Genomic DNA, 24,929 nt, shown 5'->3' with positions numbered 1-24,929 from the left:
CGTTCTTGGCTTCGTTTAAGCAATTATGAACACTGCAACCTGTAGCGGTCATGAAAGCCTGCCTAAAGGAAATACGCTCAAGGATTTGAGGATTTTTCAAAAGTCTTTTAGATAAGATTATACCAGGTTTCTAGAACAGTTACCTTTTGCCAGTAATCGAATTTTTTATTATTTTTATTGGCGTAACCCAATTATTTAAGCCCATGAATAAAGCAATCTGCATTTTCTCTATTTTAATTTTCTTTACCAAAAATAATTATAGTTCAAACCACACATACAAACCTAAATCTGTTTTATATTTTACTGAAAACAAAGGCCAATTCGCAGATCAATTTTTCAACCCACGTCCTGATGTGTTATTTGGAGGCAACGATGGACAACTTTCTTTTTTTATTAAAAACAATGGCATTAGCTATCAATTAAATAGAATTGATAAAGTCAAAGAGTCAGAAGATAAAAGAACAAAAGAAAAATTTAAAGAAGTTGAAATGCAAACGTTTTATCACATTGATATTAAGTGGTTAAATTGTAACATGAATGTTTCAGTAACCAGCGATGTGGTAGCTCTTGGTTACACTAATTATTATTTAGAACAATGTCCAAATGGTGCTTTAAATGTCAAAAGCTATTCTGATGTTAATTTGAAAAACATTTATAATAATATCGATTTGCATTATTATGAAAATAATGGTCATCTCAAACATGATTTTATTGTGGCACCACATGCTGATTACAAACAAATTCAACTAGAGATCAGCGGTGCTGAAATTTTCTTACAAAAAGATGGAAGTCTTTTATTAAAAACACCTTTAGGAAATATTGAAGAACAAGCACCAAAAGTTTATCAAAATGGCATACTATTGAAATCTAAATATGTAATTAATAAAAACTGTGTGAGTTTTGAAGTCGAAAATTACGATCCAAATTTTACCCTTTTGATTGACCCTGTTACAAGAATTTGGGGAACCTACTACGGCGGCACGGGTGATGAAATAGGATTCTCTTGTGCAACGGACGCGGCTGATGACGCTTACCTGGTGGGATACTCAAATTCGAATGTAGGTACTCTGATTGCAACTACCGGCGCCCACCAAACCACTTTTACTGGAGGCAACTGGGATGCGTTTCTTGTAAAATTTGATGGGAATGGAATACGTCAGTGGGGCACTTACTATGGTGGATCCGGAAATGATATTGGTTATTCCTGTAGCGCAGACGTCAATGGCAATTTAATAGTTGCGGGCTATTCTGCTTCGACTTCCTCAATAGTAATTGCTTCACCTGGTGCTTACCAAACTTTAAATGCTGGTGGTTCTTATGATGCATTTCTTGTAAAATTTAATAGTTCAGGGGTTCGTCAATGGGGAACCTATTTAGGAAGTACTGGCACCGACTATGGTTACTCCTGCAGTACCGATGGATTGGGTAATATATTTTTAGCAGGTTCCACTAATTCAACAAATGGAATTGTAAGTGGGTCTGCTCATCAAAACACCTTTGGCGGTGGGAGCGAAGACGGCTTTTGCGCTAAATTTAATACCTCTGGCACATTGCTGTGGTCCTCATACTACGGAGGAACAGGCACAGATAAAGTTAATTCATGTTGTTCGGACGCTGTTGGAAATATTTTCATTGCAGGCCGAACAGATCAAAATAGTGCGACTATCATTTCCTCCGCGTCGGCACATCAAACCCTATATGGAGGTGGATTTGAAGATGCGTTTTTAGTCAAGTTTGATGGCTCTGGTGTTCGTCAATGGGCCACACTATATGGTGGAAACTACGTCGATTACGGGAATTACTGCGCTACAGATAATTTTGGAAACGTATACCTTACCGGATACGCTGAATCTACAAACGGAACTTCAATTGCGTCGGCTGGTTCACACCAGAGTATTTCCGGTGGATCTCCTGACGCGTTTTTGGCCAAATTTAGTAGTGCTGGCACGCGTTTGTGGGGAACTTATTATGGTGGAACATTGGACGACCATGCTCGTTCATGCAGTGTTGACGGTTTTGGGAATGTCTATATGAGTGGTTTAACAATTTCAAGTAATGGAATTAGTTTAAACGGTATTCAAAATAGTTATGGTGGAGGTTTTTCTAATTGCGATGCGTTTTTGGTGAAATTTAACGATACTGGTGTCCGCCAATGGGCTACATATTATGGTGGTACAGGGAATGACGCCGGTTATGTTTGTGTTCCTAATTCCACAGGTGGCATTTATATGGCTGGATATACAGGTACTAGTGGAGGAACTATAATAGCTACGCCAGGATCACATCAAGCTGTTTACAATGGTATTGCCGGAATGAATGAAGCCTACCTTGTAAAATTTGCTTGTGAACCTCTTGGTGTTAGTATTGCTGCGCATAACGCAATTTGTGAAAAGACCAGTTTTAGTTTTAGTACCTCAGTTACAAGTTCTCTGTCGATAAATTTTATCTGGAATGGCCCCAACGGTTTTTTATCTAGTTTGCTAAACCCTAGTATTGTAAATACAAGTACATTAAATAGTGGCACCTACACTCTTCACCTCGCTGATGGTTTTGGGTGCTCTGAGATAGCAACCACAAGTATAACAATTAATTCACTTCCAACTATCTCTGTCAGTAGCTCGAGTACTTTAATTTGTGTAGGACAAAGTGCAATAATAAGTTCTTCAGGGGCCACAACCTACTCTTGGAATTCTGGAGGAACAACCAACAGTATCAGTGTTTCCCCGCAAACAACGACCGTCTATACAGTCACAGATACTGATTCAAACGGTTGTATCAACACGGCAACTTTAATACAATCTGTAAATGAGTGCACTCACATAAAATCATTTGCAAACAATTTAAATGATGGGGTGAAAATTTACCCTAATCCGAATAACGGCAATTTTACACTTGAAGTTAGTGGTTTTGCAAATATTTCGTTGGTAAATTCACTTGGGCAAGTTGTCTATAAAAACTCGCTGGGTCAAGGCTCGCATGGTATAGCTATAGAAAATAACACGCCGGGTATCTATTTAGTCAACATTCTCATTAATAATTCAATGCATTCTGTAAGGATTGTTATACAGTAATATAACAATGTATGAGTTGATATTGATAAACTCTTAAAAAGAGCTACTATACACAACGTCTCTCTCTTAAATAATAGTGGGCCTTTTATTTTAATATTATCAAAAAAAATAAACTTGTTACCTCACAGCAGCTCTTATCTTACGAATAGAGCAAAGCTACCAAACCCCGGTCGGGCGATAGCGAGTATTTGGAGACACGCTTCGACTTGGCTCATCAGGAGTACAACCATATACAAACGCAAAAAGCCTCGCTATTACTAGCAAGGCTTTTTGACTTTTAAAATTGGCATCGACATACTCTCCCGGGCTTTAGACCAAGTACCATCTGCGCAGGTGGGCTTAACTTCTCTGTTCGGAATGGGAAGAGGTGATCCCCACCGCAATAGACGCCATAAAGGGATCATTATTTCGGGTTGATTATTATTTATTTCGGGTTTAGAACCCGGAATAAAACAACTCGTAATAATTAATAAATTAAAACAATATTGAATAAAGACACAAGAGATTAATTAAGATATCGGGCCTGAAGTAGAAAGTAAACTTTCACTTCAGGCTCAATCTTAAAATATTTTTTTAAGAAAGCTTACGGACAATTAGTACTACTCGACTTTGACATTACTGCCTATACATCTGTAGCCTATCAACGTGGTAGTCTACCACGATCCTTATAAAGAAAACTTATCTTGAGGTGAGTTTCGCACTTAGATGCTTTCAGCGCTTATCTCATCCAAACATAGCTACCCTGCGGTGCTTCTGGCGAAACAACAGGTACACTAGCGGTTTGTCCGACTCGGTCCTCTCGTACTAGAGTCAGGGCCCCTCAATTTTCTAACGCCCACAACAGATAGGGACCGAACTGTCTCACGACGTTCTGAACCCAGCTCGCGTGCCACTTTAATCGGCGAACAGCCGAACCCTTGGGACCTTCTCCAGCCCCAGGATGTGACGAGCCGACATCGAGGTGCCAAACCCCCCCGTCGATATGAGCTCTTGGGAGGGATCAGCCTGTTATCCCCAGCGTACCTTTTATCCTATGAGCGATGGCCCTTCCATGCGGAACCACCGGATCACTATATCCTACTTTCGTACCTGCTTGGCTTGTCGGCCTCACAGTCAAGCCCGCTTATGCTATTGCGCTCTACGTACGGTTACCAAGCGTACTGAGCGGACCTTTGAAAGCCTCCGATACCCTTTCGGAGGCGACCACCCCAGTCAAACTACCCACCAAACAATGTCCTCTTTGCAGAGTTAGAATTCTAGTAAGTAAAGGGTAGTATTTCACATTTCGGCTCCACAATGGCTAGCGCCACTGCTTCAAAGCCTCCTACCTATTCTACACATCACTTACCCGAACTCAATGTTAAGCTATAGTAAAGGTGCATGGGGTCTTTCCGTCCCGTTGCGGGTAATCAGCGTCTTCACTGATACCACAATTTCACCGAGCTCGTGGCTGAGACAGAGCGGAGATCGTTACACCATTCGTGCAGGTCGGAACTTACCCGACAAGGAATTTCGCTACCTTAGGACCGTTATAGTTACGGCCGCCGTTTACTGGGGCTTCGATTCAAAGCTTCTCTTGCGATGACCTCTCCTCTTAACCTTCCAGCACCGGGCAGGTGTCAGGCCTTATACTTCAACTTTCGTTTTTGCAAAGCCCTGTGTTTTTGTTAAACAGTCGCCACCGCCATTTCTCTGCGGCCAGCATTGCTGCTGGCACCCCTTCTCCCGAAGTTACGGGGTTAATTTGCCTAGTTCCTTAGCCACGGATCACTCGAGCGCCTTAGTATATTCTACTTGACTACCTGTGTCGGTTTGCGGTACGGGTAATACTCACCTGAAGCTTAGAAGTTTTTCTCGGAAACATACTTGGATGCATATCCTCTCCTCTGACGAGTTAAGGTACTTTCGACTTTCAGAATCCTGGCGGATTTACCTACCAAGAAAAACCCTACGGTCTTAAACGAACTATTCCGTCAGTTCGTCGCATTTACGTTTTTTCGTCTCTCCATCGCAGTGGTATTAGTACTGGAATATTAACCAGTTGTCCATCGATTACGCCGTTCGGCTTCACCTTAGGACCCGACTAACCCTGAACCGATTATCGTTGTTCAGGAAACCTTAGTCTATCGGCGAATAGGTTTCTCGCCTATTTTATCGTTACTTATGCCTACATTTGCTTTTCTAACCGCTCCAATAGCGCTTACGCAACTTCTTCAACGCAGTTAGAATGCTCCCCTACCAGACAATACTTGACGTATTGAATCCAAAGCTTCGGTACTATACTTGATGCCCGAGTATCATCCACGCCCAATCGCTCGACCAGTGAGCTGTTACGCACTCTTTAAATGAATGGCTGCTTCCAAGCAAACATCCTGGCTGTCAATGCAATCGGACCACGTTATATCAACTTAGTATAGATTTTGGGACCTTAGCTGTTGGTCTGAGTTCTCCCTCTCTCGTCCGTGGGCCTTAGCACCCACGGGCTCACTGCAGAGTATATCTTATAGCATTCGGAGTTTGTCAGGACTTGGTAGGAATCGCTTCCCCCGCATCCAATCAGTAGCTCTACCTCTATAAGACTTAACCTCTACGCTGTCCCTAAAGACATTTCGGGGAGTACGAGCTATTTCCCAGTTTGATTAGCCTTTCACCCCTACCCACAGTTCATCCGGAAGCTTTTCAACGCTTATCGGTTCGGACCTCCATTCCGGGTTAACGGAACTTCATCCTGACCATGGGTAGATCACAAGGTTTCGCGTCTGCCTCTACTGACTATACGCCCTATTCAGACTCGCTTTCGCTGCGGTTTACGTCCCTGAAGGACTTAACCTTGCCAGTAAAGAGCAACTCGTAGGCTCATTATGCAAAAGGCACGCTGTCACCCCACTTAAGGGCTCCAACCGCTTGTAAGCGCATGGTTTCAGGTTCTATTTCACTCCGCTGTTCGCGGTTCTTTTCACCTTTCCTTCACAGTACTAGTTCACTATCGGTGTCTTAGGAGTATTTAGCCTTACCGGATGGTGCCGGCAAATTCCTACAGGGCGTCTCCGACCCCGCAGTACTCAGGATACTACTAGGTATAAAAATCATTTCGTGTACGGGATTATCACCCTCTATGATTGGCCTTTCCAAACCTATTCCACTATGACTTTTAAGTCCACATTGTAGTCCTATAACCCCAGCGTAACCGTAATTACTCTGGTTTAGGCTCTTGCGCGTTCGCTCGCCACTACTTGCGCAATCATTATTTATTTTCTTCTCCTGCTGTTACTTAGATGTTTCAGTTCACAGCGTTTGCTCCTATTGCTAGGTGACATGTCTTCAACATGCCGGGTTGCCCCATTCAGAAATCTTCGGATCAATTCGTATTTGCCAATCCCCGAAGCTTATCGCAGCTTATCACGTCTTTCTTCGCCTCTAAGACCCAAGGCATCCTCCATGCGCCCTTATTTACTTTCTTCTTTTGTTATCTCAATGTAATTAAATACCTCAAGCAACACGGTAAGCAGCTTTTGCTCCGCTTACCAAAGAATTTCGTTTTTTTTAATGGTTTCTGTCCATTTATCATGTGTTTAACTTCATGATTTAAAATAGATCTTTTATTTAAAAAAGTCTATCTGTTGTTCACCAAAATTATTTTGCAATAAAATTGGCTCTCGTGTCTTTATCAATATGTCAATGAACGTATTTCATTTGTTGATTTTTTAATTTTTAGAATTTTTGAATAAATCAAAAATTCTAAAATTCAGTAATTCAACAACTGAATTGGTGGAGAATATCGGAGTCGAACCGATGACCTTCCCGAGTGAAACTCGGGACGCTCTTCCATTGAGCTAGTTACCCTGGTGTTCTTATTTCAATCTAAAATCTTTACCGTTGTAAAGAAGTAATTTTTGTGGAGAATATCGGAGTCGAACCGATGACCTCCTGCGTGCAAGGCAGGCGCTCTAGCCAGCTGAGCTAATCCCCCATTATCTTAGGGAGTTTATTCAGCTTCCCAAAATTCAAGCTTTGTAGTCCCGAGCGGATTTGAACCGCTGACCCCTACATTATCAGTGTAGTGCTCTAACCAACTGAGCTACGGGACTGTTTTAGATTTACAATCTTTAAATTTACAATTGACGATTTTTTTCAATTTCTTCAATCGTAAATTGTCAATTTGTAAATTGTCAATCCGCGTAAAGCAGTTCGCTTTAGCCTTTCACCCAGCTCTTGTCTTGGGTTTCTCTTTCAAGATTTTAAAAAAAGATTGATAAACTTTAATAGTAAGTAATTATATATTACTTGCATAACACCCTTGTTTGAGGGATGGCTCCAGAAAGGAGGTGTTCCAGCCGCACCTTCCGGTACGGCTACCTTGTTACGACTTAGCCCCAATTATCGGTTTTACTCTAGGCGGCGCCTTACGGCTACCGACTTTAAATACTCCCAACTTTCATGGCTTGACGGGCGGTGTGTACAAGGCCCGGGAACGTATTCACCGCGCCATTGCTGATGCGCGATTACTAGCGAATCCAGCTTCATGGGGTCGAGTTGCAGACCCCAATCCGAACTGAGACTATTTTTGAAGATTTGCATCATGTTGCCATGTAGCTGCCCTCTGTAATAGCCATTGTAGCACGTGTGTAGCCCAGGACGTAAGGGCCGTGATGACTTGACGTCATCCCCACCTTCCTCACCGCTTGCGCGGGCAGTTCCAATAGAGTCCCCGACATGACTCGCTGGCAACTATTGGTAGGGGTTGCGCTCGTTGCGGGACTTAACCCAACACCTCACGGCACGAGCTGACGACAGCCATGCAGCACCTAGTTTCGGGTCATTGCTGACTGACTCCTTTCAGAATCATTCCCTAACTTTCAAGCCCTGGTAAGGTTCCTCGCGTATCATCGAATTAAACCACATGCTCCTCCGCTTGTGCGGGCCCCCGTCAATTCCTTTGAGTTTCACCGTTGCCGGCGTACTCCCCAGGTGGATTACTTATCGCTTTCGCTAAGCCACTAAAGGTTGCCCCCTAGCAGCGAGTAATCATCGTTTACAGTGTGGACTACCAGGGTATCTAATCCTGTTTGATCCCCACACTTTCGAGCCTCAGTGTCAGTTATAGTTTCGTCAGCTGCCTTCGCAATCGGTGTTCTATGACATCTCTATGTATTTCACCACTACATGTCATATTCCGCCAACGGCAACTATACTCAAGCCCTACAGTATCAATGGCAATTTCTGGGTTAAGCCCAGAGATTTCACCACTGACTTATAAGGCCACCTACGCTCCCTTTAAACCCAATGAATCCGGATAACGCTTGCATCCTTCGTCTTACCGCGGCTGCTGGCACGAAGTTAGCCGATGCTTATTCTCACCATACTATCAGCCCCCTACACGTAGGGGGGTTTTCTCCGGTGTAAAAGCAGTTTACAACCCATAGGGCCGTCTTCCTGCACGCGGCATGGCTGGATCACCCTTGCGGGCATTGTCCAATATTCCTTACTGCTGCCTCCCGTAGGAGTCGGATCCGTGTCTCAGTATCCGTGTGGGGGTTAATCCTCTCAGATCCCCTACTGATCGTCGCCTTGGTGAGCCGTTACCTCACCAACTAGCTAATCAGGCGCATACTCATCTTTAACCGCCGGAGCTTTCAAATCTAAATGATGCCATTCAGACTATTATGGGGCATTAATCCGGATTTCTCCGGGCTATTCCCCTGTTAAAGGCAGATTGTATACGTGTTACGCACCCGTGCGCCGGTCGCCAGCGAATATTGCTATCCCTGCTGCCCCTCGACTTGCATGTATTAGGCCTGCCGCTAGCGTTCATCCTGAGCCAGGATCAAACTCTCCATTGTAAAAAAAGTTTGTCCTTTAAGATCCATCCACATCGCTGTGAACTTCAACTCGCTAAATGCTCATTTCATATCTTAAGGACGTAATGTTGTCTTTTGCAACATCCCTCAAGGGCTAGTTATTATATATCGCTATATAAAAATTAAAGCTTTTGTGTTTGTTCGTAATACTACTTTATTTAAAAAGTGAATCACTTACCATTATTGTTTATCAATCTTTTCAATGAACGTCTATATTTAGTGACTAGTGATAAGTTATTAGTGATTAGTTTCCTAATCCCTAAACCCTTACTGCTAATCTCAAAATGTCAAACTCTGAACGTGTTCCCGACTTCCTTTCTACCTCTTTTTCTTTCCTTGTTCGTTTCGGGGGTGCAAAATTACATATCTTTTTCTCAACCACCAAATATTTTTTAATCTTTTTTAAAAATATTTTCTCTCCTCTATTCCCGTGGAATCAATTCCACGCATTCCCTAGGAATAAATTCCTAATCTATATATTGTTGCATCCTCAATTACTCAAAAAACGGGAGGCCAAAAGTACACAGCCTTTTTGCATTTTCCAAATGTTTTGGGTAATTTTTAATTATTATTTTAAAACACTTGAAAATCAATACCATTGCGGTATTCAAAATGATTTTAAAATTATAATAAGCCTGCTTTTACCTTTACTAACAAGGTCTTATGGATTAAAAAAAACTTGGTTTAAGTCGTCAAATCATTTTTGAGTATATTTATGCTTTGATAAAATGGAATATAATACACAATTAGACAGATTAATAATTCCGGAATATGGTAGAAATATTCAAGGAATGATAGAGTATTGTTGTTCGATTACGGACAGGGATGAGCGCAATACCTGCGCAAGAGCAATTATTCAAATAATGGGGCAATTAAATCCTCCATTGCGCGATGTTGCAGACTTCAACCATAAATTATGGGATCATTTATTTATAATATCTCAATTTAAACTTGACGTGGATAGCCCCTATTCAATGCCTAACGCAGAAAGTTTCAAAGAAAAACCGAAACTTCTTGAATACCCTAAAGGCCGAATTAAGTACAAACATTATGGTAAAACCATAGAAGAAATCATTAAAAAAGCAAGATCTTTACCAGAAGGCGCTGAACGCAATGAACTCACACGACAAATAGCCAATCATCTTAAAAAATCTTATTACAACTGGAATAAGGATACGATTACGGATGATGTGATTTTTAAAAATTTAGCAGATTTATCAGCTGGAGAATTAAAAGTAGATGCCTCAACTCCTTTGAGTTCGCATCAGGAACTTCGTGGTAATGCCAATACTAATAGTAACAGCAACAAGAAATTCTTTCACAAAAACAATAAACACAAAAACAATAATCACAAACATAAAAACAATAGGAAATTTTAATTCTTCTATATGGCGGTTTTTGAAGTACATGGCGGTAATAAATTAAAAGGTGATATTATTCCACAGGGAGCTAAAAATGAGGCTTTACAAGTTATTTGCGCAGTTCTTTTAACTAAGGAAAAAGTTGTAATAGGTAATGTTCCAAATATTGTTGATATAAATAAGCTAATAGAACTTTTATCTGAACTGGGCGTAAAGGTTGAAAAAACTGGTCACGAGGAATTCACTTTTCAAGCTGATGACGTTAATGTTGATTATCTAGTTTCTCCTGAATTCAAGAAAAAAGGTGGTAGCTTGAGAGGTAGCATGATGGTTGTAGGTCCAATGCTTACCCGTTTTGGTAAGGCATATATGCCTAAACCTGGTGGTGACAAAATTGGAAGAAGACGTGTAGATACCCATTTTATTGGCTTCGAGGCTTTAGGTGCTAAATTTAATTACCAAGAAGATACTGAAATTTATGAAGTAGAAGGTAAGAATTTGCGAGGAGCGTATATGTTATTAGATGAAGCATCTGTAACAGGTACGGCAAATATTGTAATGGCGGCAGTACTTGCAGAAGGTATTACAACAATTTATAACGCTGCATGTGAACCTTATTTACAACAATTATGCAAGATGCTTAATAGCATGGGTGCAAAAATTGGTGGCGTTGGTTCTAATTTGCTTACTATAGAAGGTGTTAAAGAACTTAAAGGAACAAAACATCGTCTGTTACCTGATATGATTGAAATTGGATCGTTTATTGGCATGGCGGCAGTAACACAGTCAGAAATTACCATTAAAGATGTTAGCTATAATAACTTAGGCATTATACCAACAATATTTGGTAGACTTGGTATTCAGATGGAACGCAGAGGAGATGATATTTATATTCCTGAACAAGAAAGTTACGAAATAGATACATTTATTGATGGCTCCATTCTTACTATAAGCGATGCAATATGGCCAGGTTTTACACCAGATTTGATTAGTATTGCTTTAGTAACAGCTATTCAAGCAAGGGGAAATGTTCTCGTGCATCAAAAAATGTTTGAGAGTCGTTTGTTTTTTGTAGATAAGTTAATTGATATGGGAGCAAAAATTATTTTATGCGATCCGCATCGTGCAACGGTTATGGGACTGGATAGAAAAGTTCAGTTACGCGCTATAAATATGGCAAGTCCTGATATTAGAGCTGGCGTTGCATTACTAATTGCTGCAATGAGTGCTAAAGGAAAAAGTGTAATTTTTAATATAAATCAAATTGACAGAGGGTACCAAAACATTGATACACGGTTAAATGCGATTGGAGCAAACATAGTACGGAAATCGTCATGAGAACTTTTTTAATTTTATTTTTAGTGCCGTTGCTTGTTTTTACTGGTTCTTTTAAATGCAAGGATGCGACAAACGACCCACATGCAGTTTCCCCAGAAAATGTAGTTCAATCAGAACCAGCAATCGGTTTAAATCTTGGTAACCTTGCTCCGGAAATATCTTTAAAAAATCCATCTGGAACGGTTATCAATTTATCTTCTTTGCGAGGAAAACTAGTATTAATCGACTTTTGGGCAAGTTGGTGTGGTCCCTGTAGGTACGAAAATCCCGCTGTTGTAAAGGCATATAACCAGTTCAAAGAAAAAAAATTTAAAACCGGAAATGGGTTTACTGTTTATAGCGTTTCGCTAGACGGTAATGCAGAAGCTTGGAAGAAAGCGATTGAGAAAGACGAACTTAAATGGGAAAATCATGTTAGCGATCTAATGGGTTGGGGCAGCGGAGCGGCAGCGAAATATCAGGTTACGAGTATTCCTGGTAATTTTTTGATTAACGAAAAAGGAATTATAATAAATAAGAATCTTCGCGGAGAGGATTTAATAAACGCACTCGATAAATTAGTTGTCAAATAATGAAATACAGATTTTTAATAATCTTATCTATTCTTTGTCTAAAATCTTTTTCTCAAGAAGATTCACTCTTGATAAAACCAGGTGACTCTGCTCCGTCGTTTATTTTAAATCTTAAAGAAAATAGTATTCAAAGTTTTACAATGCCTTATATGAGGCGTATTCTATTGCTCCATTTTTGGAGTAGTAATGTAAAAAAATCAAGAGCTGATAATATATACCTTAACCGCATTGTTCAGCGCTATAGGAATTCCCAATATAGAAGTGCGGAAGGATTTCAAATAATTTCAATCGCTGTTCAAACCGATAAACATGCTTGGGCAAACGCAATCGCGTTGGATACGCTTGATAATTTCACGCATGGAATAGCTCTTAGGGGCTACAACGATGAAGCCTGTTTAAAATACGGTGTTAGGCGCATACCAACAGACATTCTTATTGATGAAAAAGGTGTGGTTTTAGCAGTAAATCCATCCATGACTGAAATTGAAAACTTATTGGATGAACGTAAAAACATTCAACCTGTTTTAAAAGATGTGGTTGGTAAACTTGCGCAATCATCAGATAAAACAGAAGTAGCCAAGTTTATTAAACTTTATCTCTTTAATTATTATGGTGATTCAATAGCTAAAACAATAACCAATCTAAAGGGTGAGTTTACTTTTAGCGACATGAAATTAAACCAAGATTTTATTCTTAAGATCGATAATAAGATTGATATCACTACATCAGATCCAATTGCGTTATACTCTTCAAAAGATGATTTTTTAATGGATGGCAGAACAAAAGACAACGGCTTTACTTTTTACATTTCGGCGCGTTACAGCAATAGACTCACAGCAGACACTGCGAGTTCAATTATTAACTCTTTAGGTCAAATTGACGTTACAAAACACCTCGCGTTTTATACGAATGGCGATGGTCTTACTCCAAAAGATGAACAGCAGTTAAACTCAATTATTGCCATGCTTCAAAAAGATAAGGATACTCAAATTGAAATAACAACACACACAGATGCTAGAATGGACGCTGACTACGCAATGCAACTTACCACGAATCAAGCTACTGCTGTTAAAAATTATTTGCAAAAAAAAGGGATTCAACCTGCCAGAATTAAAGCGATCGCTAAAGGAAATACCGAACTTAGAAAGATTTGCGAAGGAACAATCGATTGCCGCGAAGAAGATCACAGAATAAATAGGCGTGTTGAGTTTTTAATCTATAAAAACTGACAAATTATCTCGTTTTAATTAATGGCAAAGTAATTGATTTATATGAGTGTAAAAACATATAATTTTGTCCTTAAGCTATGCAAAATCAAGAAGATAACATAATAAACGAACACTCTGAAACCGATTCGAAAGCTAATACAACTGACAATACGGCTGAAAATGAGCCTGTAACTGACGAAACATCAGTTTCTATTGACTTTGAAGCTAAAATTGCAGAGGCTAATGAAAAATACTTGCGCTTATATTCAGAATTTGATAATTATCGTAAACGCACGATTAAAGAGAAGTCTGAAATCATCAAAACTGCTGCAGAAGATCTTTTTAAAGCCATATTACCGGTTATAGATGATTTTGATCGTGCAATGAAAGCAAACGAGTCTGTACATGATTCTAAAGTTATAAAAGAAGGCATTCAGCTTATTTATAACAAACTCAAAAATGTAACACAACAAAAAGGTTTAGTTTCATTTGAAACCAAAGGAGAAACTTTTGATCCTGATTTTATGGAAGCTATTACTAATATTCCTGCTACGGATGAATCCCAGAAGGGCAAGGTAATTGATGAAGTTGAAAAAGGTTACAAATTGGGAGATAAAGTAATACGTTTCTCAAAAGTTGTTATTGCGCAATAATCAGAACTTCCATTCAAATATAAAATCATTATAGATGTCCAAAAGAGACTATTACGAAGTATTAGGGCTTGCTAAAAATGCGAGTGATGAAGAAATAAAAAAATCTTACCGTAAGCTTGCTATAAAATACCATCCGGATAAAAACCCTGATGACAAGAGTGCTGAAGATAAATTCAAGGAAGCCGCTGAGGCATACGAGATTTTAAGTAACCCCGAAAAACGTCAACGTTACAATCAGTTTGGTCATGCCGGTGTAGGTGGTGCATCGGGAGGTGGATTTGGTGGCGGTGGAATGAATATGGATGACATATTTAGTCAATTTGGAGATATTTTTGGTGGCGCATTTGGTGGAGGTTTTAGTGGAGGTGGACGAAGCAGCGGTAGACGTGTAACACGCGGAACAAATTTACGTGTAAAAGTAAAACTGACTTTAAAAGACATTGCAAATGGGGTTGAGAAAAAAATAAAAGTAAATAAACATGTAAGTTGTAAAACATGCAGTGGTAGTGGAGCTAAGAATGGACAGTTTGATACCTGCAAATCTTGCAATGGGACTGGAGCGATAACGCGTGTGCAACAAACTATACTTGGAGCCATGCAAACACAAACTACTTGTGGAACTTGCAGTGGAGAAGGTCGAATAGTGAAGGACAAATGTAATACCTGTCACGGTGATGGAATTGTAAGAGAAGAAGAAGTAATTAGTATAAATATTCCAGCGGGTGTTGCCGAAGGTATGCAATTAAGCATGCAAGGAAAAGGTAATGCGGCTCCTAGAGGCGGAATAAATGGGGACCTTTTAATTGTTATTGAGGAAGAAGAACATCCGTACTTAAAACGAGAGGGTAATCACTTAATATATTATCTAAATATCGGCTTTCCTGATGCAGCGATTGGTACTAGTGTTGAAATTCCAACGGTTGATACTAAAGCTAAAATTAAAATAGAACCAGGTACACAAAGTGGTAAGGTATTGCGACTAAAGGGGAAAGGTCTCCCTGATGTTAATTCTTATGGTAGAGGTGATTTATTGGTAGAAATAAGCATTTATACACCCACTCATTTAAGTGTTGATGAAAAAAAAATACTTGAAGATTTAAAAGCTTCGAAAAATTTCGAACCAAATCCTAATAAAAAAGAAAAAGGATTTTTTGATAGGATGAAGGAATACTTTGATTAAGTGTTCTTTATTAAAACAAAATGAATTTATTCAATGAGCCTTTTTCTTTGTGCTAAAGCATCATTGGTTTTTGCTCTTATGTTAAACTAAAAGGTTTAGGTTTTTAAAATTCTATCGTCCTGACTTATTTTTTTGTTAAGAATGAGCGTTATTTTTGTTCCCTTGCCTAACTCGGAGTCAATTTCCATTTTTGCATTGTGACTTTCAACAATTTTAAATACGATCGACATTCCTAAGCCAGTTCCTTCACCAACATCCTTCGTTGTAAAAAATGGCTCGAACACTTTTTCCTGCACTTCTTTCGTCATACCAGTTCCAGTGTCTTCAAAAACAACGTGTACATGGTCTTCCTTTTCAAAAGTTGTTATGATGAGTTTATTTTTTTCTTCACTTTTCGTTTTACTCATTGCATAAAGTGCGTTAGAAATCACATTCATAAACACCTGATTTAACTTACCGGGAAAACACTCTATTGCTGGTAATTTCGTGAGATTAGTAATAACTTGAATATTACTTTGGATGGTACTTCTTAACAAAACAAGTGTAGACTCAATACCTTCATTGATATTCGCTTCCTTAATGTCGCTCTCATCGAGTCTTGAAAAGTTTTTAAGTCCGGAAACTATTTCAGCGGTTCTGCGAGCACCATCTTCAATCCCCATCAAAAGAGTTCCAATTTCCCCCCTTAAATAAACCAAATCAATTTTCTTTTTAAACAAGTCAATTTCTTTTAATTTTTCTACTAGTTCTGTTTCAGGAGTGATGCTTTCGTATTTATCTACCACTTCAAAAACTTCTGAAATATCGGTTTTCAAGGGCTTAAGATTCGCACTTACAAAATTAATAGGATTGTTTATCTCATGCGCTATACCAGCAGTTAACTGACCTAATGAGGCCATTTTTTCAGCGTTTACAAGTTGCGTTTGAGTATCTTTTAAATACGTTAACGTTACATTTAGCTCTTCATTTGTCTCTTCTAATTCAAGCGTGCGTTCATGAACTTTTTGTTCCAAGAGAATATTTTGTTCTGTAATTAACTTCTGATTTTGCTGAGAAATAAGCAGGGCCTCGACTTGCGATGCTTCTTTTTCCCTTTTAAGTACATTAATTCTATCCGCTAGCGCTAATGAAAGCAAAATCACTTCTGCGGCAGCACCAAAAGGCATCGTATAAAACGTGAAATTATTTATTGGTAAAAATCCAACGTTAGTCATAGAATAAATAGTAACTCCTGTTAAAAACAACGACCAAGCCACTAAAAAAAATCTAGCTGGTTTGTACCCTTTTTTATAAATTAAAAACGCGTTAATCATCATGTAAAGCGATAAAGACGCGGCGCAAGCTGTAATGAGGGTGTAGCTTACACTAAATAAGCCGAAAATTGCAAAAACAAATGTTACCGTATAAGCAATTGTAAAGTACTTATAACCCTTATCAAACTTTGGCGTAAATTGAAATGTGTTTAAAAACACTCGCATAAAATATGCGCTAGCAACTCCTACCATTGGAGAGAATATAAAAACACTCCATTGTGCTAAAAAAGGACTGTTAGGCCATAAGTATTGAAAGGTGTAACCTTGAATACCACATTGCACAAGAATAACTGTAGCAAGGTAAATTATGTAATAGAGGTATGTTTTATCTCTGACTGTTACGTATAAAAAAGTGTTATACAGTAACATTACGATCATTATTCCAGCAAAAATCCCAAAAATGTAATCCTTAATTTTATTATTTTGGAAAGTATTTTCCTGTGTATCTATTTTAATTGGTATTTGGAGATTATCCCTAGACCTTACCCGCAAATAAATTTCGGTCAAATTCATTGTGTCTAAACGAATTTTATAAATATAATTGGGATCAAAAAAGTCACGAGAATCAAAAGGAAGACGCTCACCTGATTTGGATTCCTCAAAAACACCAGCCTTATTTTTTTGATAAAAATCAATCTCATCAAGCGCAGGTTGCGAGATTTGAAGTCTATATGTTTCTCGATGCGATAGATTTTTTATTTCCATTTTCAACCAATAGGCCGAATTAGTGATTCCGAAATTTGGCACATTTTTTTTAACAGGGGTAAAATCATTTGAGTTTATGACTTCATTAAAAGTGAGCTTTCCAGATTTATCTTCAATAAAAAAGATACTATTATTGAAATTAACGTTTAGTTTTTGAGTTTGTGGTTCAGTTACAACGATTTGTGCAATTGAAAGTTTTCCCAGTAGAAAAAGAAAAAACAGAAACTTTAAGCGATTCATTAGATACAACAGTTATTTTAATAAAAGTAAATACTCAATCTCAATAGTAGAATCATTAGCGCCCTTTTCTAAACACGTTTGTTCTGGGTTTTGCCTTAAATCTAACATTTTTACTCGATCAAACTCTTCAGCAGTAGATAGATCCTTAGCGTTTAGAATACCGAGCACTCTTGCAACGTAGTTTTCATTTGGGTACACAAACTCTCCTTTGTCTCCTAGTGAATTATCGACCACGAATCCTACTTTCCTAAACATTTTTAAAGTATAATCGGCGCAAATACCCATTAGGGTGTTGCATTTCACTTGATTTAACATGGCGATTCCAGCCCTGACTAACATAATACTCAAACCCATACCTGCTACTTCCTTTGCGTTCCAAAGTGCACACAATTCACCAACTCCATCTTGTTGATAATGTTTAACGATATCGAAGATTTTAGGATCCATTTTTCCAATCGCCTTTTCAACGGGTAAAGGATGACTCCCGTCTGCAATTTGTGTTCTAATTCCTCCAACAACGGTTCCATCTTCCTTCTCTGCAATAACACAATAAACAAAGTCCCAATCCATCCACTCGGCGTTATTGGTAGTTATATTTGTTATACCATAATTAACAAGAACCTGTATATGACCATTGAGATACTTTTCACAAAGGTCTTTATTCTTAGTAGCTTTAAATGCGCGAAATGTTAATTTCATCTCTGTGTTCTAACTTTTAAAAAATACATCATTTAAAGATTTTCTTAATGAGCGCCCCTGGGGCTCTGCCGACTCAAATAATCTAAACAAAAAAACAGCTTCTCTTGAATCCAATTCGCCAAATATAAGCGAAAGTTGAGATTTTAAAGCTTTCAATTCGGAAAAATTTTTGTCTGTTAGAATATTGCTGTTATCCTTATTTCCCAATAACCTCAAAAACAATAAAGGTACACAAATTGGCTGAAACCCTAAACTATTTTTAGTAGCTGCAAGCCAAGCTCTCTGCGCCAATTTTCCACCCTTAATGTAATCGCTCGGAGTATTGCCAGGCATTGTTATCAAACCTATTGCAGAGGAGGAAGCGATGATATTTTGTGTAAATTTTTCAAAAGCAATTCCTTTATCCCATTTATTCAATAAAGCAGCAACTTTTGGATCTGCAATCATTTCAAAAGCTGTTTGCACAGCTGAAGGCAGTTCAAGAGTCCTTATATCAATTCCTTCTTTAATTGCTTCGTTGTAATTCCATCGAATTTCATTTTTAAAATAATCTAAATGTGTAATAGGGTTTAGCAATCGTATGCGTTCAATTTTGCCCGCTATCTTAGCAATAGACTCAATTTTATCTCGATCCGATTGCCAAGTCAACAATGAACCATCAACTGTATTAACCTCATTCGAAATTTCATTTAGCGCAGAAGATTTTAACTGCTTAAAATTACCAGCCTTTCTGTTTGTAACGCGTTTGAAAATAAAAGGACTGAGAGAACCTGATTGTTTCTTAACCAAGGTTTCTTTTTTAAAATTCAAAACCGCGATCAGATAAGTGCTTTTAGTTAATGGCAATAATCGATGGGTTACTTCGTATCCAGTTTCTTCTGCCATAAGCACGGCATTTTCTATCGCAGCACCTAAGGATATCCATATACTTTCTTCATCTAAATTTTTATAGCTAGAATTTTTATGTTTAAATAAAAAAAGTTTTTTTTGAAAAAGTAACCATTTCCAGGGTTGTGCGTTTGCCTGAGACGGCGCAGCAACACCCGCTTCCACAATTTTTTCAGCGTCTGAATCATTTAATTCCGAAAATTCAATATCTTTTGCCCTAGAAGCAATCTCAAACATCTGTTTAAGATCTGAAGCTTCAAAGCCATTGTTTCCCTCCACTTCTGTATCAGAATCGTCTTGCTTTTTATCTTTGTTTCCAATGAGTTTATCAATATCCACGTAATAGCGCCCCGAGTCGGTAAATTGATTAAGTAAAATTCTTCTACTCACATCGGCAGTGATACCTCCCCCCATAGTCACAGCTGATCCCAGTTGCGGCCACGTACTTATGGTTTGTTGCATTTCTAGCATCGATGCTCGTAATCTTGGACTGGTTGAGTTTAAACCAAGTATATCCAGCATGTATGGAATTTTCTCCTCATTCGTTTTCAGACTTTTAAGTGTAGCAATGTCCAGCTGTTTTACAATGCCGTGCAAAATATTTCTATTTGGTTCTAAGTCGAAACGTTCAACATCGACCATACATTTATCACTTGCTTCCATTATCACAGGTACACCAAGTTCTCTCGCTTTATAACGACTCAATATTTTTATGTCAAAGCCATCAGATTCTTCAACTAAGAGATCGATCACTCCATCTTTTGTAAAAAATTCCATCATGTTGTTCTCCGTAAGACCTTCGGGGAAGCAAACAACATTGAGGTAAGGATCAATTTCTGAAATCTCGCGCGCCACCGAGTACACTTTTGCCAGACCAAGATTGTGAACACCAGTTCTGATACGATTAAGATTGGTTAATTCAAGTACGTCAAAATCGGCCAGTCTTAATTCGCCGCATATTCTTTCCATTGCAAGCGTTACTGAAACAGACTGACCAACCGATAATCCTATTATTCCAATTTTTTTTGTTGCAAGTTCGTCTCTTTCTTCTTTTGTAATTTTATATTGATTTCGGCTTGTTCTTACGTCAATAAACTCCTCTTTATCTAAAATATGCACTAAACGATTAGACCAGGGATAGTAAACCCAAACTCCATATTTATGAAGTTCGGTTTTACCAATATGTTTTTCCGTCTCCAATTTAAGCTCTTCCGTCGAAAATTTCTTACTTGGAGATTTTAGCTTAACGAATTCGGTTATTTGTTCTAAAATATGGTCAACTACTGTAATTCCAGATAGTTCCATCAAGTCCTCTATTTTTTTAAGATCGGTTGGATTATTTAAATTATAAAAAAAAGGTTTATGAAGCGTTTGAGCCTTTTTCTGTAGATTATGTAAGGCCTCTAGGCGCTCTGTAATGCTTGTCATTTTGCTTTTATGTTGATCCTTGTAAATAATACCCAAAAAAAATGGTGTTTCCTTCAATCAAGTAAAACAATGTAATTTTTGTAAAAATAAAATTATTATTCATAAATTCGAACTGCGAAAGTATTTGCTGCATATGCGCAAAACACTTTTCTAAAAAAAATTATTTACCCTGTTTAAGAACTTCAAAATGAGCGAACAATCAAATATCAATGTACTTTATGTGGATGATGAAGAGAATAATCTCTCTGCATTTAAAGCTTCTTTTAGAAGACACTTTACAGTATTTACGGCTATTTCAGCGGATGAAGGAAAAAAAATTCTTGCTGACAATGAGATACATGTTTTGATTACGGATCAAAGAATGCCTGGTACTTTAGGAACGGAATTATTAGCTCAAGCTGTAAAAGATTACCCAGATCAGATAAGAATTTTGTTAACCGGATTTTCGGATATTGAAGCGATTAAAGATGCGATAAATCGCGGTCAAATTTATCATTATTTGCAAAAACCATGGGATGATGCAAACTTGAAAGAGACCATTGAAAGTGCCTACAAGGTCTATCATTTAAAGAAAAAACAACAGGAACTAAGTGAACAACTATTAGTGACAAATGAACAATTAGAATTTATGCTCAGGCAAAAATTATTGTCATAATTCAGAGAATTTTGATAAAGATTAAAGAAAAATAAAAAATTCGACAAAGAGCCGTTTTCGTAAGACAAAACGGCTCTCTTTTTTTAAAAAAACCTGGGATCAGAGTTGAATACCAATCAATAAAATATCATCGGTTTGTTCATAAGCACCTTGCCATTTATCCAACCAATGATTCAAGAGTTGTTCTTGTTCTCCTACTCCGAATGATAATGATTTTTCAAGGATTTTTATCATATTCTTAGTCATCATTCGTTTACCTTTGGTTCCTCCAAATTGATCTGCATATCCATCCGTGCACATATAAATAATATCACCATCGTCATAAGAAATACTGTGATTTGTAAACCTTATTACAGACTCGTCATGCAAACCCCCAATTCCAAACTTATTCCCTCTTACCATTTCAAGTTCTTTATCTCTAAAGAAAATAAGATGCCTGTTTGCACCTGCAAATTCAATTTGTTGCATTTCTCGGTCTATTGCACATAAAGCAATATCCATACCATCGCAGCGCTGATTACCGGTTTTATCTTGTTTTAATGTCTGTCTAATTCCAACATTTAGCCTACTCAATATGTCCGAAGGCTTTCGTATTTTTTTCACGTTTACAATTTCGTTCAAAAAACTGTACCCTATCATTGACATCAGTGATCCAGGCACTCCATGCCCTGTGCAATCTGCAACCGCAATGAATAGTTTTTTATCTCTCTCTACAAACCAATAAAAGTCGCCACTAACAATATCTTTTGGTCGATAAATAATTAGTGAATTAGGGAAATAGTTTGTCAATACCGCTTTTTCGGGCAGCATTGCATCCTGTATCAATTTGGCATAATTGATACTATCCATCATACTTTTATTATTTTCTTCAATTGCACTATAGGCTAGTTTCAGTTCTTGATGCATAGAGAGAATCGTTTCCTTTTCACGATTCGCTATAGCTTTTGAAACGACAGCGTCAATAGATAAAGGCAAACGAATAAGGTTATCTTTAAGAATATAATCATCTACACCCGCTCTAATACAATTCACTGCGAATTGTTCCGAAAATGGACCTGTAACCAATATAAAAGGTATGTCTGAATTTTTCCTTCTAGCAATCTCAAGCGCTTCAAGTGAACTAATATCTGGTGAAGAATTTCCTGCCACCACAATATCCGGATTAAAATCTTCTAGGCTGGAAATAAAATAATCTCTCGACTCAACGACATGAAGATCAAAGTTCATTTCAGATCTAGTAAGAACAGCTCTTAGGTTCCCGATGTCAGTAGCGTTATTTTCAAGAAGCAAAATTTTTAATTCCGGTTTCATAGTCCAATACTGAGAGAATTTAATAAAAAACTTTTTGATTTTTTTTCTTTAATTCAATTGGGTTTGAATAAGACTTAAGATAATTATTCTTTAAAAAGCTATGCATTATTTTAGAAACAATGAAGGATAAATTTTTCATCTTGATTTATTTAATTTATCCAATTTATTTGAATTAGTCATTAGCGTATTTACCCTTAATTTTAGTTTTACAAAATACATGAATTACTGATATAAAACACGATTAATCTAAATAATTTTAGAAGAAATAAACATGGCGTTTGACATATGATACAGCCGTTTCGTCTACCATTTTAAGCCTGTAAATTTAATGCTTGGAAAAACAAGATTTTGGTCAAGTTTTTTGGCACTTTTTGCATTAAAAACAATAGAGATTGTGCAACTTTATATATCTATCAGATCTATTTATTTACATTTTTTTTCGCCAGATGATTGGCTTTTGCCTCATCTAAAGAATGGCTAGAATGTATATTTTTTTCTGTGGCGGCCAATTTCGCTAATTTTATATAGTATTTTTTTAGTGCTTCTATTTCATCTGCGGTTAAATCTTCAATGTCTATTAAGCGATTGCTAGCTTGGTGATTACAGGCAATTAATTCGTTCAGTTTTAAATGCAACGCCTTTGTGTCTTTATTCTGTGATTGCTGAATAACAAAGACCATTAAAAAAGTTATTATTGTAGTGCCAGTATTAATTACTAATTGCCATGTGTCAGAAAAACCAAATAAAGGACCTGTTATAGACCAAATAACAATTATCAAAAAGGCGCTTAAAAATGCTGACGGGCTACCTGCAGCGTTAGTTACTTTTGAGGAAAATTTATCGAATAGTTTTTTCATACCTAGTTATCATATAATAGTTCTATCAAAGTTACAACAGAAATCAACAAAAAAAGTCCGCCTGGACAACCAGTGCGGACTATATTCTTTTAACTAGAGTTAAATTATTTTAAAGTTGCTACTTTCTTAGCAAGCTTTGATTTCATGTTACCAGCTTTATTCTTGTGAATAACGCTTTTTTTAGCCAATTTATCCAACATACTAGAAACTTTAGGTAATAAAGCCTCAGCATCTTTTTTAGAAGTAGCTGTACGTAAAGCCTTTACTGCTGTACGCGTAGTTTTAGCGTAATAGCGGTTTTCAATTCTTTTTGCGTCGTTAGAGCGAATGCGTTTAATTGCTGATTTATGGTTTGCCATTGTCTTGTAATTTCTTTTGTTTTCCCATTTTTGGGAAGGCAAATATACGATTTTTTTTGAATAAGCAAGTGTTAAAAAGAATTTCCCGCAAAATTTTGATTTAAGTCTATTTTTGTACAGAATGAGGTGTTTTCTTGTTATTATATTGGTATTTGCCAGCATTGCCTCGGTTGCTCAAATAGTTGTTGACCAAAAACCAGAGAAAAACCTGATACCCAATGGGAGTTTCGAAAATTATAGGAAAAAGGCCAATGATATTAGGAAAGCTGTTCCATGGCGTCCTATAGAAACGATTGATTATTATCACAATCCACTTAAAAACGATACTACCATTCAAAAGGGAGCCTACAGCGGGTATTGCTATACAGGTTTTCGCTTCCGAAGAAAATATAAAGAGTTTTTACAAGTTAAGTTAGTTGAATCACTGCACAGGGGCACTATTTACGAATACTCCATGCACGTTCGTCTGGCGTTCTGGAGCAACGCTATCCTAAGGTCTTTTGGTGTGCTTTTTACTAAAGGGGGTTACAAAGGCCAATCAGACGTTGTAAAATCAAACATGATAGATACCGTTTGCGTTAAGGGAGGGTTAATGAAAGGCTATCAGTGGTTTACCATTAAAGGTTTTTACAAAGCTGATGGCGGAGAAAAATACATTACCATTGGGAATTTTGCCTCCATTATTAAAAAAGATATGGTGAGAATTGACGTATTTAGGATTGGACCCAAAGAATCCTATTATTTTGTTGATGATATTAAATTAATTAGGGCACCACAGTTTGAAGAAAAAATTGCGGTAGAACGCGTTGGTCCGAATTATTTGGAACAATGGAAAGATTCCACACTCCAAGTTAAAGAAGATGTCAAAATAGGTGAAGCAATAGGTTTGAATAATATATCGTTTGTAAATGGGAAATATTATCTTTTGCCTGAGTCATATATCGAGTTAAATAAACTAGCGCAATATCTTCTTTTAAATCCTAGAATAGAAATACAAATCAATGGGCATAGCGATAATGTTGGATTAAAATTTAGAAATCAAAAAGTCAGCGAATTGCGGGCTCGGGAAGTTTTTGAATATCTCATAAAAAAAGGAGTGCAAAATAAAATGCTCTATCGCGGGTTTGGAAGTTCCTTTCCAATAGCAGATAATGAAACCGAGGAAGGTCGAATAAAAAACAGAAGGGTTGAATTTGAGATTATAAAAAAATAAACATAGATTTATACGTGTCC

The 24,929-nt window shown here is 37.6% G+C and carries 15 protein-coding genes, 3 tRNA genes and 3 rRNA genes; 9 read left to right on the top strand and 12 right to left on the bottom strand.

The annotated features are described in order from the left end of the window. The first annotated feature begins 203 nt into the window (after nucleotides 1-203). Nucleotides 204-3,071 carry a DUF7948 domain-containing protein gene (locus P2086_RS08370; protein ID WP_317899997.1) on the top strand — a complete coding sequence of 956 codons (2,868 nt, stop codon included), beginning with the start codon at nucleotides 204-206 and terminating at the stop codon, nucleotides 3,069-3,071. Nucleotides 3,072-3,352: 281 nt separating this feature from the next. Here the strand turns inward: P2086_RS08370 and rrf are convergent. From rrf to P2086_RS08340, 6 genes are all read right to left on the bottom strand, one after another. Further along, nucleotides 3,353-3,465, bottom strand: a 5S ribosomal RNA gene (rrf, locus tag P2086_RS08365). Between the two features lie 179 nt (nucleotides 3,466-3,644). Further along, nucleotides 3,645-6,531: ribosomal RNA gene (locus P2086_RS08360) — 23S ribosomal RNA — on the bottom strand. A gap of 306 nt (nucleotides 6,532-6,837) precedes the next feature. Next, a tRNA-Glu gene (locus P2086_RS08355) sits at nucleotides 6,838-6,914 on the bottom strand. 53 nt (nucleotides 6,915-6,967) lie between these two features. Further along, nucleotides 6,968-7,041, bottom strand: a tRNA-Ala gene (locus P2086_RS08350). Between the two features lie 44 nt (nucleotides 7,042-7,085). Then, nucleotides 7,086-7,159, bottom strand: a tRNA-Ile gene (locus P2086_RS08345). A gap of 230 nt (nucleotides 7,160-7,389) precedes the next feature. Further along, nucleotides 7,390-8,911 (bottom strand): 16S ribosomal RNA (locus P2086_RS08340). The 16S, 23S and 5S rRNA genes sit together here with 3 tRNA genes alongside, the layout of an rRNA operon. Nucleotides 8,912-9,657: 746 nt before the next feature. Here P2086_RS08340 and P2086_RS08335 point away from each other — a divergent pair. From P2086_RS08335 to dnaJ, 6 genes are all read left to right on the top strand, one after another. Continuing rightward, entirely contained in the window at nucleotides 9,658-10,308 is a 651-nt protein-coding gene (locus P2086_RS08335; protein ID WP_317899996.1) for a DUF4290 domain-containing protein, read from the top strand. Nucleotides 10,309-10,317: 9 nt separating this feature from the next. Continuing rightward, nucleotides 10,318-11,628 carry a UDP-N-acetylglucosamine 1-carboxyvinyltransferase gene (gene murA / locus P2086_RS08330; protein WP_317899995.1) on the top strand — a complete coding sequence of 437 codons (1,311 nt, stop codon included), beginning with the start codon at nucleotides 10,318-10,320 and terminating at the stop codon, nucleotides 11,626-11,628. Beyond that, nucleotides 11,625-12,200 (top strand): peroxiredoxin family protein, encoded by a 576-nt coding sequence (locus P2086_RS08325; protein WP_317899994.1) that lies wholly within the window; start codon nucleotides 11,625-11,627, stop codon nucleotides 12,198-12,200. Before murA ends, P2086_RS08325 begins: the two co-directional genes overlap by 4 nt. After that, entirely contained in the window at nucleotides 12,200-13,429 is a 1,230-nt protein-coding gene (locus P2086_RS08320) for an OmpA family protein (protein ID WP_317899993.1), read from the top strand. The genes P2086_RS08325 and P2086_RS08320 overlap by 1 nt, the downstream gene beginning before the upstream one ends. Before the next feature lie 77 nt (nucleotides 13,430-13,506). Next, the gene (locus P2086_RS08315; RefSeq protein WP_317899992.1) at nucleotides 13,507-14,061 is read left to right on the top strand and encodes a nucleotide exchange factor GrpE; all 555 of its coding nucleotides are present in this window, start codon (nucleotides 13,507-13,509) and stop codon (nucleotides 14,059-14,061) included. A gap of 34 nt (nucleotides 14,062-14,095) precedes the next feature. Beyond that, nucleotides 14,096-15,241 (top strand): molecular chaperone DnaJ, encoded by a 1,146-nt coding sequence (gene dnaJ / locus P2086_RS08310; RefSeq protein WP_317899991.1) that lies wholly within the window; start codon nucleotides 14,096-14,098, stop codon nucleotides 15,239-15,241. 95 nt (nucleotides 15,242-15,336) lie between these two features. Here dnaJ and P2086_RS08305 read toward each other — a convergent pair whose 3' ends face one another. The 3 genes from P2086_RS08305 to P2086_RS08295 are packed head-to-tail and all read right to left on the bottom strand — an operon-like array spanning nucleotide 15,337 to nucleotide 20,514. Next, the gene (locus tag P2086_RS08305) at nucleotides 15,337-17,499 is read right to left on the bottom strand and encodes a sensor histidine kinase (RefSeq protein ID WP_317899990.1); all 2,163 of its coding nucleotides are present in this window, start codon (nucleotides 17,497-17,499) and stop codon (nucleotides 15,337-15,339) included. Between the two features lie 12 nt (nucleotides 17,500-17,511). Beyond that, complete coding sequence (locus P2086_RS08300; RefSeq protein WP_317899989.1) at nucleotides 17,512-18,198, bottom strand: GNAT family N-acetyltransferase; 687 nt, start codon at nucleotides 18,196-18,198, stop codon at nucleotides 17,512-17,514. Between the two features lie 9 nt (nucleotides 18,199-18,207). Further along, a complete protein-coding gene (locus tag P2086_RS08295; protein ID WP_317899988.1) occupies nucleotides 18,208-20,514 on the bottom strand; it encodes an Rv1355c family protein in 2,307 nt (768 codons plus the stop codon). Nucleotides 20,515-20,701: 187 nt separating this feature from the next. Between P2086_RS08295 and P2086_RS08290 the strand changes: the two genes are divergently transcribed. After that, complete coding sequence (locus P2086_RS08290) at nucleotides 20,702-21,169, top strand: response regulator (protein WP_317899987.1); 468 nt, start codon at nucleotides 20,702-20,704, stop codon at nucleotides 21,167-21,169. Nucleotides 21,170-21,268: 99 nt separating this feature from the next. Here P2086_RS08290 and P2086_RS08285 read toward each other — a convergent pair whose 3' ends face one another. From P2086_RS08285 to rpsT, 3 genes are all read right to left on the bottom strand, one after another. Next, on the bottom strand, nucleotides 21,269-22,480 hold the full coding sequence (locus tag P2086_RS08285) for a PP2C family protein-serine/threonine phosphatase (RefSeq protein WP_317899986.1): 1,212 nt from the start codon (nucleotides 22,478-22,480) through the stop codon (nucleotides 21,269-21,271). 419 nt (nucleotides 22,481-22,899) lie between these two features. Beyond that, nucleotides 22,900-23,337, bottom strand: coding sequence for a low affinity iron permease family protein (locus P2086_RS08280; RefSeq protein WP_317899985.1), 438 nt, complete (start codon nucleotides 23,335-23,337; stop codon nucleotides 22,900-22,902). 104 nt (nucleotides 23,338-23,441) lie between these two features. Beyond that, entirely contained in the window at nucleotides 23,442-23,696 is a 255-nt protein-coding gene (gene rpsT / locus P2086_RS08275) for a 30S ribosomal protein S20 (protein ID WP_317899984.1), read from the bottom strand. 121 nt (nucleotides 23,697-23,817) lie between these two features. Here rpsT and P2086_RS08270 point away from each other — a divergent pair, with 121 nt between their 5' ends. Next, a complete protein-coding gene (locus tag P2086_RS08270; RefSeq protein ID WP_317899983.1) occupies nucleotides 23,818-24,909 on the top strand; it encodes an OmpA family protein in 1,092 nt (363 codons plus the stop codon). The last annotated feature ends 20 nt before the right edge of the window (nucleotides 24,910-24,929 follow it).

Origin of the sequence: Aurantibacillus circumpalustris (assembly GCF_029625215.1) — a bacterium.
Taxonomy (GTDB): domain Bacteria; phylum Bacteroidota; class Bacteroidia; order B-17B0; family Aurantibacillaceae; genus Aurantibacillus; species Aurantibacillus circumpalustris.
This window is presented reverse-complemented; position numbering and strand designations above follow the sequence as displayed.

Coding starts and splice junctions, on each gene's coding strand:
- P2086_RS08370 (WP_317899997.1), top strand. CDS start 204: ATGAATAAAGCAATCTGCATTTTCTCTATTTTAATTTTCTTTACCAAA.
- P2086_RS08335 (WP_317899996.1), top strand. CDS start 9,658: ATGGAATATAATACACAATTAGACAGATTAATAATTCCGGAATATGGT.
- murA (WP_317899995.1), top strand. CDS start 10,318: ATGGCGGTTTTTGAAGTACATGGCGGTAATAAATTAAAAGGTGATATT.
- P2086_RS08325 (WP_317899994.1), top strand. CDS start 11,625: ATGAGAACTTTTTTAATTTTATTTTTAGTGCCGTTGCTTGTTTTTACT.
- P2086_RS08320 (WP_317899993.1), top strand. CDS start 12,200: ATGAAATACAGATTTTTAATAATCTTATCTATTCTTTGTCTAAAATCT.
- P2086_RS08315 (WP_317899992.1), top strand. CDS start 13,507: ATGCAAAATCAAGAAGATAACATAATAAACGAACACTCTGAAACCGAT.
- dnaJ (WP_317899991.1), top strand. CDS start 14,096: ATGTCCAAAAGAGACTATTACGAAGTATTAGGGCTTGCTAAAAATGCG.
- P2086_RS08305 (WP_317899990.1), bottom strand. CDS start 17,499: ATGAATCGCTTAAAGTTTCTGTTTTTTCTTTTTCTACTGGGAAAACTT.
- P2086_RS08300 (WP_317899989.1), bottom strand. CDS start 18,198: ATGAAATTAACATTTCGCGCATTTAAAGCTACTAAGAATAAAGACCTT.
- P2086_RS08295 (WP_317899988.1), bottom strand. CDS start 20,514: ATGACAAGCATTACAGAGCGCCTAGAGGCCTTACATAATCTACAGAAA.
- P2086_RS08290 (WP_317899987.1), top strand. CDS start 20,702: ATGAGCGAACAATCAAATATCAATGTACTTTATGTGGATGATGAAGAG.
- P2086_RS08285 (WP_317899986.1), bottom strand. CDS start 22,480: ATGAAACCGGAATTAAAAATTTTGCTTCTTGAAAATAACGCTACTGAC.
- P2086_RS08280 (WP_317899985.1), bottom strand. CDS start 23,337: ATGAAAAAACTATTCGATAAATTTTCCTCAAAAGTAACTAACGCTGCA.
- rpsT (WP_317899984.1), bottom strand. CDS start 23,696: ATGGCAAACCATAAATCAGCAATTAAACGCATTCGCTCTAACGACGCA.
- P2086_RS08270 (WP_317899983.1), top strand. CDS start 23,818: ATGAGGTGTTTTCTTGTTATTATATTGGTATTTGCCAGCATTGCCTCG.